At 49.9% G+C, this 11942-nt stretch carries 15 protein-coding genes; 5 read left to right on the top strand and 10 right to left on the bottom strand.

Annotated features, from left to right (window positions below; translation table 11 throughout):
- Nucleotides 1-233 precede the first annotated feature (233 nt).
- The 6 genes from AAG834_RS08880 to AAG834_RS08855 form a co-directional block, all read right to left on the bottom strand.
- Nucleotides 234-575: a hypothetical protein gene (locus AAG834_RS08880; protein ID WP_342031909.1), complete on the bottom strand. Its 342-nt coding sequence runs from the start codon at nt 573-575 to the stop codon at nt 234-236.
- Nucleotides 576-647: 72 nt separating this feature from the next.
- The gene (locus tag AAG834_RS08875) at nt 648-926 is read right to left on the bottom strand and encodes a hypothetical protein (protein WP_342031908.1); all 279 of its coding nucleotides are present in this window, start codon (nt 924-926) and stop codon (nt 648-650) included.
- Nucleotides 927-1010: 84 nt separating this feature from the next.
- A complete protein-coding gene (locus AAG834_RS08870) occupies nt 1011-1580 on the bottom strand; it encodes a hypothetical protein (protein WP_342031907.1) in 570 nt (189 codons plus the stop codon).
- Between the two features lie 233 nt (nt 1581-1813).
- Nucleotides 1814-2479, bottom strand: a complete 666-nt coding sequence (locus AAG834_RS08865) for a YqiJ family protein (RefSeq protein WP_003767067.1) — start codon at nt 2477-2479, stop codon at nt 1814-1816.
- A 46-nt stretch (nt 2480-2525) separates the two neighbouring features.
- Nucleotides 2526-3008 carry an OsmC family protein gene (locus tag AAG834_RS08860; RefSeq protein ID WP_342031906.1) on the bottom strand — a complete coding sequence of 161 codons (483 nt, stop codon included), beginning with the start codon at nt 3006-3008 and terminating at the stop codon, nt 2526-2528.
- Nucleotides 3009-3076: 68 nt separating this feature from the next.
- Nucleotides 3077-3304: a hypothetical protein gene (locus tag AAG834_RS08855; RefSeq protein WP_070512934.1), complete on the bottom strand. Its 228-nt coding sequence runs from the start codon at nt 3302-3304 to the stop codon at nt 3077-3079.
- Between the two features lie 128 nt (nt 3305-3432).
- Between AAG834_RS08855 and AAG834_RS08850 the strand changes: the two genes are divergently transcribed.
- Together AAG834_RS08850 and AAG834_RS08845 are read left to right on the top strand one after the other, a co-directional pair.
- Nucleotides 3433-3777, top strand: coding sequence for a hypothetical protein (locus tag AAG834_RS08850; RefSeq protein WP_003767095.1), 345 nt, complete (start codon nt 3433-3435; stop codon nt 3775-3777).
- A gap of 48 nt (nt 3778-3825) precedes the next feature.
- Nucleotides 3826-4275: a PepSY domain-containing protein gene (locus tag AAG834_RS08845; protein WP_342031905.1), complete on the top strand. Its 450-nt coding sequence runs from the start codon at nt 3826-3828 to the stop codon at nt 4273-4275.
- A 97-nt stretch (nt 4276-4372) separates the two neighbouring features.
- Here the strand turns inward: AAG834_RS08845 and AAG834_RS08840 are convergent, their stop codons facing one another.
- Genes AAG834_RS08840 through AAG834_RS08825 form a run of 4 tightly spaced genes read right to left on the bottom strand, consistent with a single transcriptional unit; the run spans nt 4373 to nt 6739 of the window.
- Nucleotides 4373-5035 (bottom strand): PspA/IM30 family protein, encoded by a 663-nt coding sequence (locus AAG834_RS08840; RefSeq protein ID WP_342031904.1) that lies wholly within the window; start codon nt 5033-5035, stop codon nt 4373-4375.
- A gap of 42 nt (nt 5036-5077) precedes the next feature.
- Nucleotides 5078-5869: a hypothetical protein gene (locus AAG834_RS08835; protein ID WP_342031903.1), complete on the bottom strand. Its 792-nt coding sequence runs from the start codon at nt 5867-5869 to the stop codon at nt 5078-5080.
- A gap of 52 nt (nt 5870-5921) precedes the next feature.
- Nucleotides 5922-6212 carry an NTF2 fold immunity protein gene (locus AAG834_RS08830; RefSeq protein ID WP_342031902.1) on the bottom strand — a complete coding sequence of 97 codons (291 nt, stop codon included), beginning with the start codon at nt 6210-6212 and terminating at the stop codon, nt 5922-5924.
- Between the two features lie 26 nt (nt 6213-6238).
- Nucleotides 6239-6739 (bottom strand): hypothetical protein, encoded by a 501-nt coding sequence (locus AAG834_RS08825; RefSeq protein ID WP_009312451.1) that lies wholly within the window; start codon nt 6737-6739, stop codon nt 6239-6241.
- Nucleotides 6740-6931: 192 nt separating this feature from the next.
- On the opposite strand from AAG834_RS08825, the gene polA reads away from it, so the two are divergent.
- From polA to AAG834_RS08810, 3 genes are all read left to right on the top strand, one after another.
- Nucleotides 6932-9721: a DNA polymerase I gene (gene polA / locus AAG834_RS08820; protein WP_342031901.1), complete on the top strand. Its 2790-nt coding sequence runs from the start codon at nt 6932-6934 to the stop codon at nt 9719-9721.
- Nucleotides 9722-9806: 85 nt separating this feature from the next.
- Entirely contained in the window at nt 9807-10853 is a 1047-nt protein-coding gene (locus AAG834_RS08815) for a ParA family protein (protein ID WP_342031900.1), read from the top strand.
- The gene (locus tag AAG834_RS08810) at nt 10850-11530 is read left to right on the top strand and encodes a hypothetical protein (protein WP_342031899.1); all 681 of its coding nucleotides are present in this window, start codon (nt 10850-10852) and stop codon (nt 11528-11530) included. The genes AAG834_RS08815 and AAG834_RS08810 overlap by 4 nt, the downstream gene beginning before the upstream one ends.
- Nucleotides 11531-11942: the final 412 nt, after the last annotated feature.

Raw genomic sequence — 11942 nt, 5'->3', positions numbered from 1 at the left:
ACAGTTTTTTTAGGGTTTGGGGTCGTCTGAAAAGATTAAAAATCTGCGGTGGGCGATAATTGCGCACCATTTCTGTTTTTTGCAAACCATAGCGTGGGCTTTGCCCGCAAAACCTACTGCCGTTCGAATCAAACGATCATCCGAGCTGTTTGCCTCGTGGGCGAAGTCCACGCTACGGACTTGGTTATCTAAATAGGTATCATGTCAAATTACGTCGGAGACGGATATCTGACCTACCACGTTTTCTGTTGTTGTGCATATTTTTGGAACAATTTTGCCAACCCATTCCAGCAGTAATATGCAGCACATCCCGACAGTACGGTTAGGATGAAGATAAAGCAGAAAGTAGCAGGCTCAATTCCTTCAGGCAATGCCATTTGGCGCAGAAGCGCATACAGGCAGAGCAAGATGGTTGCCGACCATAACAGTGTAAAAATAAAGCTCCATATCAGCCGCCCTACCGTTGCGCGGACTTCGGTATTTTTCCGTAGCCGGTAATCGGCAATCAGCCGTTTACCGCGCAAATATGCAGACACGCCCGCCAAGCCGCTAAAAATCAGGCAAAAAACCACCAATCCTATGTTTTGTTTATCGAAAATGATGCTTGCAAAAAATAAGGCAAAAAATGTTTCAAGCGTCCATATTGCCTAATGAATGGCGGGGTAGCGGATTTGCGGGTTTTCAGACGACCTGAACCAGCCTGTCAGTCGTCCGCCGAAATAGATACCGTACCACGCCCCTGCCGACAATAAGGCGACGAGTATCAGATTTGCAGGTTCACTGCCCGCTCTGGTCAGACCATACAAAGCCGTTACACCCGACAGAAACGCGGCAAGCCACAATATTAAGGCCGCTGTCCGTTTCAGCCATAATGCTGCCGAGTTGGATTTTTCCAAACTTGGCTCGTTGTTAAGAGAGTTATCCATACAAATTTGTTTTCCTGATTATTGTTTTGTATTTTATCAATATTCTTGGGTGTTTCTTTTTTCGCAGTCTGATAGCTGGGTATCTTACCTTGAGTACCACTGCCAACCTGTTAATTCAATCAATGCGTTTTGGGAAGCTGTTGTACAAATATTGTGTCTTCCTAAGCCCAGCAGCCCGAAGATGACTGTTGTTCCTTTGCGTTCGGTAATCAGACTGACTCCGATGATGTCACTCATATGTATACGGTCAAACTTCCTGTAAGCCCCGTCATGCCTGCCTTGATAACGGATGCGTCCGAATGCACCGTAAATAATCAATTTTTCGTGATCAATATAAATCGATTTCCGGGTAGTCAGCCCGGACCACCAACGTTCCACGCGCCACAACCACAATAGCGTGAGTACAATAGCCAGCAGCCAAGTCATGTGGCTTGAAAACGATGGATCCATCCATTTCACCGTCTTCAGCCAGACGCCGCCCACGCCGATGAGGCCGAACAAGAAAGCAACCAAGGGTTGAAACAACAAACCTCTGAATAACGAATGTTTAAACAGCAGCCCGTTGCCGACAACGATAACCCCTCGCGGCAGCTTGTTTTTCAACGCTTCGATACGGGATTGCATATCACGCCCAGACTGCGCCAAATGATCCATATCTATCCCCGTTTTGTTTTTCTAATCTGATAAAAATGATGCTTCATTGCAAACCGACGTTTATAGTGGATTAAATTTAAATCAGGACAAGGCGACGAAGCCGCAGACAGTACAGATAGTACGGAACCGATTCACTTGGTGCTTCAGCACCTTAGAGAATCGTTCTCTTTGAGCTAAGGCGAGGCAACGCCGTACCGGTTTAAAGTTAATCCACTATATCTTTTCAGACGACCTCAATCCACCAAGCTCCCGCTCGGGTTCAAAATTGCCTTAAACGTATTCCCCTCCAGCGACACCAGCAACACCGCGTCGCCCTGTTTCAACACTTCGTCGGAATCCGGTTCTGCCATCACATAATGCTGCTGTCCGTACACATCCTTCACCCGCACCTGCGCCGCGCTGCCTGCCCGCGCCTCGCCCAGCACCACCGTACCGATGCGTCCAATCAGGCTTTCCTGCGAAACGGCGGTGGTTTCGTCTTTGGGCATGATTTTGTACAGTCCGCCCGCCGTCAGGCGCACCAGCGGCAGCGAAAGGAACCACACGGCGACTGCCGCCAGCCATCCGTTCAGATAGCTGCCGAACACGGCGGCAAAGGTCGTCTGAAACAGGTAGCCCGTCAGTCCGTACACGGCAAGGAACACCACCATCAGCATCAACACCGGCACGCGACCGACATACAGCCAGCTCAGAAACCTGACGAACACGCCCGCGTCCGCTGCGTCCAGCCCGACTTCGGCGTGCGCGGTTTCGGTCAGACTGTCGGGCAGCAGGTTGTCCAGCCAGTCGCTGATGCCGCCCGCCAGCATGGAGATGACTTCCAACACGCCGAGCAAAACCATCAGCGCGATGGCGATGCCGAAGATTTCTGTTTCGGGGGCGTTGATTAAATTCCACATTATCGTGTTCCTTTTTATTCTTGCATTTCAAAGGGGTATCGGGTTTTCAGACGACCTCTCCGCTCTCAATTTCGGCGCGGCATTCAATCGGAAAGTTGACCGAGTTGGCGATGAAACACAGGCGGTGCGCTTCGTGATGCAGTTCCAAAGCCTTGGCGCGGTCGTTTCCTGCGGCGATGGTAACGCGCGGCTTCAACACGGCGGAGACGAAACGCCCCGCGTTCCCATTCCCGCCTTCGTCCATCACCGCTTCGGCGTGGTCGGTGTAGGCGGTAACACAGATACCCGCGTCGGCACACAGGTGCAGGTACCATAGTTTGTGGCAGGCAGAAACGGCGGCCAACAGCATTTCTTCGGGGTTCCAGCGGTCCGCATCGCCGCGGAAGGCCGGGTCGGCAGAACCGTGCAGCTCGGGCTTGCCCTCGGCGGAAACGGTAAAGTTGCGCAAATAAGCGGTGTAGGATGATGTGCCTTCGCCAAGATTGCCCGTCCATGTTGTCGCGGTACGGTAGGTGTGTTTTTTGCTCATTTTGACATTCCTTTCAATTATTTACTGTTTGCGGCAATAAAGACGGTATCCGCCTTGAAACGCCGACTTTAGTTGAGCCAGAAATAGGCCGATACGCCAGCCATCACGCTGATGCCCAGCCACAGCAGGATTTTGGTCTCCGCCCATACGTCATCCCAATACCGCCCCCGCAGCGCGCTGATAATGTCGGGGGTGCAATAGAATTCGACGCATTCGACAAATTCGTCCCAATCCTTAAACATCACAAAGTAAAGCAAGACGGCGGTTAGCAAGCCGATCAAAATGGCAAAAATCATCAAATTCCCCTATTTTTCAGACGACCTGTGCGTATCGTAAAGAAAGGTCGTCTGAAAACGCTCCTAACTTTTCCCTAAGTCCTGCGTGTTTAAATGTCTATACCGACAACAGACGCAAAGGGAACGAAATGAAACATTCTCAGTCGCAATATACAAAGCCGTCCAAACCGCTTTTGAAAAAATTGCTGCTTCCTGTCGCCGCTGTTTGCGCCATTTTTCTTGCAGCAGAAGGTTTCGACCTTTACGAAGACTACGCCCAATACCGCATGGAGACAGATCCCGCGTTCGCGCAACACCACGACCGCGCTTTGTCCATCCTGCATAACAGAGGCTACGAAGTCCACGATTCCGACACCGACCTCTATTGGGCAAGACCCGTTTTGGAATTTGAGGCCTACAAAGGCAGCTTGGAATACAAAATCGTGATGTCTTATCCCGATTTGAACATTCTCGTAGAACGCGTCGATTTATAATCCGCTTCCGAATATTCTTTACTTACCCACGTCCCGAAAGGATACGACATGAAAAAACTTTTACCGGTATTACTCTTAGGCAGTATCGCACTGACCGCTTGTGCCGCCCCTTATCCTTACGACTATTACGATGACGACTATCGTACCGACCGCTACGAGCAGCGTTATGACCGTTACGATGACCGCTATGATGATCGTTACGACGACCGCTATGAGCGCGATTACGACCGTAATGACGACTACCGTTACCGCGACGGCAAGTATTACGATGACGACTACATCGAACACCAAATTTACAGCGATCCGTCTTTCGAGCAAAAACGCGCACAAGTGATGCGGATTCTCGAACGACGCGGCTACCAAGTTCACGAAATCGAAGCCGATGGCCGCCGCGGCCGCCCCGTATTGAAAGCCGAAGCCTTCAAAAACGGACGCGAATACGACATCGTTTTCTCATGGCCGGATTTACGGATTATCAGCGAACGCATCGACTATTAATTCGATTAATCTGTTCCGCCACACGCCGCAAGGACAAGCTCCGCGCGGCGTTTTTCTTTTCAGACGACCTTTCCGACAAAGGAGGTCGTCTGAAAACTTATTTCCCCGCCTTCAACGCCGCCAACCGTTCGGCAATACGGTTGTTGCGGCTCAAGTCTTCCAATTCCTTCAATTTTGCCAACTGCGCCGCATCGGTGCTGCTGTGTACCGCGTTTTGACGACCCATCACGCGGTCGAAGGCGTTGCCGCTTTTTTCGGCATTACGGGCGATGCGGTTGAGGTCGCTGCCGCCTGCCGCTTTGCCTGCGCCCGTGCTTTGCTGCGCGGTGCGCCAGTCTTGTAACTGCTGCTGCATCTCGCGTTTTTTCGCCTGCAAGGCGGCGATAAAGCCTTCAAGTTCTTTTTCCTGCGCAGCGCAGTCGGCGATGGTGTTTTCCAAAACAGGCAGACGCGCTTCGATGTCCATTTGTTCGGCGATGCCCGCCTCGGCAAGATCGTCGCGCCCCTCCGCTACGGCGGCTTGCAGGTTGGCATCGATGGCTTCGTGGCGGTTGCTCTCGTCCGCCATTTTCTTGGCGGCAAGGTGTTTCTGCGCTAACACTTTGCCCAATTCGGCACGCACTTCGTCCACCGCCCGCTCGATTTCGCGGATGCTCTCGTTCATAACCGCCTCAGGCGCAAGGTTCTCCGCCGCATCAATCAGGGCATGAAAACCGCCGCTCACCAGACGGCCCACTCTGCGGGATAGGGTTTCGCTCATTTGGATTTTCCTTTCTTTATAAAATCATGAGAAATATTGTGTTTAGCCGGCATTCGATTGTGCCAACCAGTCGTAACATTGCTCCCATGACAATGTTTCGTTTTCGTCTTCTTTGCCTTCCAGCAGGGCTTGTTCTAAAGCTCGTCTGAATGTGGCGCGGGTATCCGGGTAGGTAAACCAAGCCGACAATCGGGCGGCGAATTGCGTTCTATTCGGACAATGCTCGGGCAGATAGCAGACTTTGTACCAATCCGGCTCGTCGCTTCCATACGGAACCTCTAAGTACAAGTCGACAAATTCGCGTAAAGCTGCCGTTTTATCCGCCTGTTCCGTCCACACTGCCAGCAGTTCGTCAACAACATCCAATCCGGCGAATTGAAACATATTCAGCCAAACGACCAAGCAGCCTTCATAGCGTGGCGCGGTCAGTTGCGAGTCAAACCAAGCGGCGGCGAAACGTTTTAACCAATCGATTTCTTCTTTTGTCCAGCATTCGGGAAAATCGCAACACAACTTATCGAGCAACGTTTCATCAAGCGATCGGACATCTTCGTCGTTGACCAAAGCCTGCAAAATACGCGGCAGAAAATGTTTCATGTCTAAAGCCGTCGCAGCGCCGTTGTCTAAAGGCACGCTGCCCAAATACGCCTGCAACATATCGGTAGGAATCTCGCGCAACGGATATTCCAATAACGCCTGTTGGAAATCTTCGGGAGAGCAGCTATTGCAAGTGCAGATATTCAGCGGGAAGCGCACGTTGTAAGGTGCAAATAGTTCATATGCTTCTGCTATCCATTTTTCCATCTGTTTGCCTCTGTCTTTGATGTCCGACATGAATGTTTAGGAATGAAAGTGAAGGGGATTTCAGACGACCTCAAACCTTGCACTACTTGCTATGCGTGATTTCTTCCAGCTGACCGTTTGCTCCGATAACGGCGCGGAAATTACCGCCCAGCGCTTTAGGTGGTTTGCCGCTGATAATCCAATGTTTCCCGTCTTTTCTCACCCGATACGGCTTTTGCGCTTGAGCGGTTTGTTTACCGTAATGCTGCGTCACATAAATTTCGGTCAGCCGCAGGACTTGCTGCTCGGTAACAGGTTGTACGCCGCCGTCTGCGCTCGCAGCCAAAGAGGGATAGATGGACATACAGGTCAGAAGCCAATGGTGGATTTTCATTTTTCAGTCAGTCTTTCCTTCACGCCTCAAACCTCGCCCGCCTGTTGCACAATCTTCGCCAGTTTTAAAGTGTTTTCAAGCTGTTGCAGCACGGTATCGTCGTATGCCGCGCCTTTGCCGGTTACGGCGAGCTGCAAGATGCTATCGGTGAGGCGGACGATGCGCCACATCAGTTCGCGTTCGTATTTTTTCAAACTGTCGAGGTCGGCTTCTTCGGGCAGGTCGGCGGCGAGCGTCGCGCCCAAGTCGGGCAGCTGTTCAAACAAGCGCGCCACGATATGCGAATGCGCCCCCGCCTGCTTTTCCGCGTGCAGCACGTCATGTTTCGCCGCTTGGAAAAACTGCTCCTGCGCCGTCAGCGCGGAACCGTAATCGCGCGTCTGCGTATGCGCCAAACGCGCCTGCTTGAGCAGCTCGCGGATTTTTTCAGACGGCGTATTCGCGCCTTCAATTTTTAATTCAGCAATAAAATCAGCGTCTTCCTGAGTAATTCGCACACTTACGGGGATACGGTTTGTTGCATTCATATTCGTTTGATTTGGTTTGTATTCATTTGTATGCAAATATACAAGATGAGATGACAAGGTGCAATATTTGAAATGGTTTATTTTTGTAAACCCTAAAACGCGCTGAAACACATTTGCGGATACATGGGGAGAACCGAGCTTTTCCTTTATAATCCGTCCATCTATTTTTCACTTATTTCAAGCAGGTTCACCATGTCCAAACCCACTCTCCTCCTCGTTGACGGCTCTTCTTATCTCTACCGCGCTTATCACGCGATGGCGCAGTTGTCCGCGCCTGACGGTGCGCCGACGGGTGCGCTTTACGGCGTGTTGAACATGTTGCGCCGCTTGCGTGCGGATTATGTGCATGACTATTGCGCGGTGGTGTTTGATGCGAAGGGTAAGAATTTCCGCCACGAGATGTTTCCCGACTACAAGGCGACGCGTCCGCCGATGCCGGACGATTTGCGCCCGCAGGCGGAAGCCTTGCCGGATTTGGTGCGGCTGATGGGCTGGCCGGTGCTGGTGATTCCGCAAGTGGAAGCGGACGACGTTATCGGTACGCTGGCGGCGATGGCAGGCGAAGCGGGTTGGAATGTGGTGGTGTCCACCGGCGATAAGGACATGGCGCAGTTGGTAAACGAGCGCGTGACGCTGGTGAACACGATGAGCGGCGAAACGCTGGACATTGAAGGCGTGAAGGGAAAATTCGGTGTGCGCCCCGACCAAATCCGCGATTATCTCGCGCTGATGGGCGACAAGGTGGACAATGTGCCGGGCGTGGAGAAGTGCGGCCCGAAAACGGCGGTGAAGTGGCTGGAAGCCTACGGCTCGCTGGCTGGCGTGATGGAGCACGCTGCGGAAATCAAGGGCAAGGTCGGCGAAAACCTGCAAGCCGCGCTGCCCCAACTGCCGCTGTCGTATGATTTGGTGACGATTAAAACCGATGTGGACTTGCATTCGGAGCTTTCAGACGGCCTCGAAAGCCTGCGCCGCACTTCGCCGAAATGGTCACAGCTTGCGGTCGATTTCAAACGTTGGGGCTTCCGCACTTGGCTGAAAGAAGCGGAAAGCCGTATGCACGAAGCGGCGGACGGCGATTTGTTCGGCAGCGATGCGATAGGCGAACAGGCGGCATTGGATATGGAAACGTCGTCTGAAAAAATCATAGAACATGCCCCCGCGCCTGAAAAGCTGGATTATCAAGCCGTTACCACCGAAGCGCAGTTTGCCGCCTTGTTGGACAAACTGTCGCAGGCAGACACAATCGGCATCGATACGGAAACCACCTCCCTAGACGCGATGAACGCCGCGCTGGTCGGCATCAGCATCGCATTCCAAGCAGGCGAAGCGGTTTACATCCCCGTAGGCCACAGCCTGACCGCCGCGCCCGAACAGCTTGATTTGCAGGACGTATTAGGTCGTCTGAAACCGCATTTGGAAAACCCCGCCCTGAAAAAAATCGGGCAAAACCTCAAATATGATCAACACGTTTTCGCCAACTACGAGATCGCCCTAAACGGCATTGCCGGCGACGCTATGCTCGCTTCCTACATCATCGAGAGCCATCTCGGACACGGCTTGGACGAATTGTCCGAACGCTGGCTCGGCTTGGAAACCATTACCTACGAATCGCTGTGTGGCAAAGGCGCGAAGCAAATCGGTTTTGCCGACGTCGCCATTGAGCAGGCGACCGAATACGCCGCCCAAGACGCAGATTTCGCCCTGCGCCTCGAAGCGCACCTGCGCGCGCAAATGGACGCCAAACAGCTTGAAATGTATGAAAAAATGGAGCTGCCCGTCGCGCAAGTATTGTTTGAAATGGAACGCAACGGCGTGCAAATCGACCGCGCCGAACTCGCCCGCCAAAGCGCGGAACTCGGCGCCGAGCTGATGAAGCTCGAACAAGAAGCCTACGCCGCCGCAGGCCAGCCTTTCAACCTCAACTCGCCCAAACAGCTGCAAGAAATCCTGTTCGACAAAATGGGCATTCCCACCAAAGGCCTGAAAAAAACCGCCAAAGGCGGCATTTCCACCAACGAAGCCGTGCTCGAACAGCTCGCGCCCGACTACCCCCTGCCCAAAATCATCCTGCAAAACCGCAGCCTGGCGAAACTCAAATCCACCTACACCGACAAACTGCCCGAAATGATTTCCCCCAAAGACGGCCGCGTACATACCACCTACGCCCAAGCCGTCGCCATCACCGGCCGCCTCGCCAGCAACAACCCCAACCTGCAAAACATCCCCGCCATCACCGCCGAAGGTCGACGCGTGCGCCGCGCCTTCACCGCACCGCAAGGCAGCGTCATCGTTTCCGCCGACTATTCCCAAATCGAGCTGCGCATCATGGCGCACCTCTCCGGCGATAAAACCCTCATCGCAGCGTTCCAAAACGGCGAAGACGTACACCGCCGCACCGCCGCCGAAGTATTCGGCATCGCTCCCGAAAACGTCTCGTCCGAACAACGCCGCTACGCCAAAACCATCAACTTCGGCCTGATTTACGGCATGGGGCAATACGGCCTCGCCAAATCGCTGGGCATAGACAACCTGTCCGCCAAAACCTTCATCGACCGCTACTTCGCCCGCTACCCCGGCGTCGCCGAATACATGCAACGCACCAAAGAACAAGCCGCCGCCCAAGGATTCGTCGAAACCCTGTTCGGCCGCCGCCTCTACCTGCCCGACATCCACAACAAAAACGCCAACGCCCGCGCCGGAGCCGAACGCGCCGCCATCAACGCCCCCATGCAGGGCACCGCCTCCGACCTCATCAAACGCGCCATGATAGACGTGTCCCGCTGGCTGGTTTCAGACGACCTGAAGAGCAAACTGATTATGCAGGTGCATGACGAACTGGTGCTGGAAGTACCCGAAGCCGAACTGGATTTGGTGAAAGAAAAACTGCCGCAGATTATGGCAAAAGTGGACGAAGGGATGTTGAAAGTGCCGTTGGTGGCGGAGGTCGGTGTGGGAATGAATTGGGAAGAAGCGCATTGAGAGAAATATGTCTAGATTAGTGCAAATATAATATTAATTATAGTATAATGTAATAACTATCATGATGGAAAGGATATCAAATATTATGGTAAAAATCATATCTCTATATAATAATAAAGGTGGTGTATCTAAAACAACTACAACTTTTAATTTAGCCGTCTATTTAAGTTCCATTTTAGGTAAAAAAATATTAATAGTTGATTGCGATCCTCAATGTAATATTACCGAGCTATTTTTTTCTTGTAGTAATATTATCGATGATCCAGAAAAGGAATTGCCAGGCACGTCAATTTATCAAGCTTTATTACCTCGATTTAGAGGGGATACGGCACGAATAGATCCTGAAGGAATTCAATTATCTGAGCATGAAAAGTATAAAAACCTTTATCTTTTCAAGGGAGATTTAGAGTTTTCGCGTGCTGAAACTTATTTGGGTACTGCCTGGAATCAGGCAATAACTGAAAACATTCATGAGAAAAACACATATATAGCATTTAATAGGCTATTGGAATCGCTTGGGGAAATGCATGAATTTGATTATATTTTATGTGATGTTGGTCCTAGCACAGGAGCCATTACCCGAACAGTTATATTAAGTTCTCATGAGATTTTGATTCCGTTGATTCCAGATAGATTTTGTTATCAAGCTGTTAAGATACTTGGTAATGTAATTAGTGAATGGATTATTATGCACCAGAAAATTTCTGAACACTTGACGCCTTTTGGTATTGAAACTTTTGAAGGTAATCCTGTATTAGCAGGAACGATTCTACAAAACTTTAAAGTTCATTCGGGGTCAAAGGTTAAAGAATCTTATGTTAAGTGGCAAAATAAAATTGCAGATTCAATTAAAGAATATTTGATATCTACAGATCCTTCTCAAAGAACAGGACTTTCTATTAAATCTTCTTTTGATCCAGAAAATCCTTTTACAGCATCAATAAAAGATGTAGCCGTCTTAGCTCCTATTGCTCAACTATTTGGTCATGCAATTTTTGATATCCGACAAGAGCATACAAAAGAAGCTTCAAGTGATGGTCAAATGTATTATGGTTCTGTATGGGAACCTTGGGTAAATCGTATGAATGATTATAAGGAACAAATGGAAAAACTAGCTGAGGCAATCAGATGAGTGATTTTGCTTACATTGCATTAATAGATGTACTAGCCTATCGTTCTCGTTTAGAGAAAGATCAAAAAAATGGGACGCACGAATTTAAGGATGATTTAACACAAGCTTTATCAAGTTGTCGCGATATTAATACTGAAGTTTATGGTATGCAAGCAATATCAGACACTATTATTATGAGCTGTACAGACCATAATAAATTTAAAGACTTTCTAATTACTTTGACTGAAATATATTTAGCATTCTTAAGAAGGAAAATTTTTATTCGAGGTGGCGTATCTTATGGGAAACATTTTAGAAATAATAATGTAACCTATAGCCATGCTCTGGCAGCAGCATATGAATTGGAAAGTATGAAAGCAATCTATCCTAGGATTATGATTGATAAAAATATCATCGATATGTATTCAGGGAATTCTGGGTCATTACCTCCTAATAATATTAAGGGTAATATTGTTGCCAAGTATAATAATAGCTATTTTTTAAATATTCTAGCTTATAATGATTGGGATGAAGTCTATAGTTTATCGAAAACAATGTATGAAGATAATAAAGATTATTTGCTTGGTAATGAATCTGCCTTTTCTAAGCATAAGTGGTTTGAAAATTATTTATTTTCATTAAAGCCACAGCACAATGCTAATCAGAGATATATTGATGAGATCCAGTTGTTAGATTAATTATTAAGGTTCAAATATTATCTTCTTAAAAAGCCGTCGGTTCCGAAAATCTGATCTACCCAACCGAAACCGCGTGCGTGCCTTGAGGCACACACCCTACCTTAATAGCACGCAAAACTGGGCATCGGATGTAGGGTGTGTGCGGTACGCACGCACGCGGTAGTTGAAACCCAAAACCTATCCAAGGTCGTCTGAAAAACCCGTTACAGAGTTTTTCAGACGACCTTTATTCTTCCCGCCGACAGGCATACAATCACGGGCGCAGTCCCCTTCATGGATTCAATACGACCTTGTATATCGGAACTCCCGTATCATAGCAACAAACCGCCCGGCCGCCGCCCGCATCCGACCAAGGCAAACAACCGTTGCGTAGCTCAGGGAGCAGCCGGGCAACCCATCGACACAACCGGAC

Origin of the sequence: Neisseria sp. Marseille-Q2251 (genome assembly GCF_940793045.1) — a bacterium.
In the GTDB taxonomy this organism is placed as follows: Bacteria; Pseudomonadota; Gammaproteobacteria; order Burkholderiales; family Neisseriaceae; genus Neisseria.
This window is presented reverse-complemented; position numbering and strand designations above follow the sequence as displayed.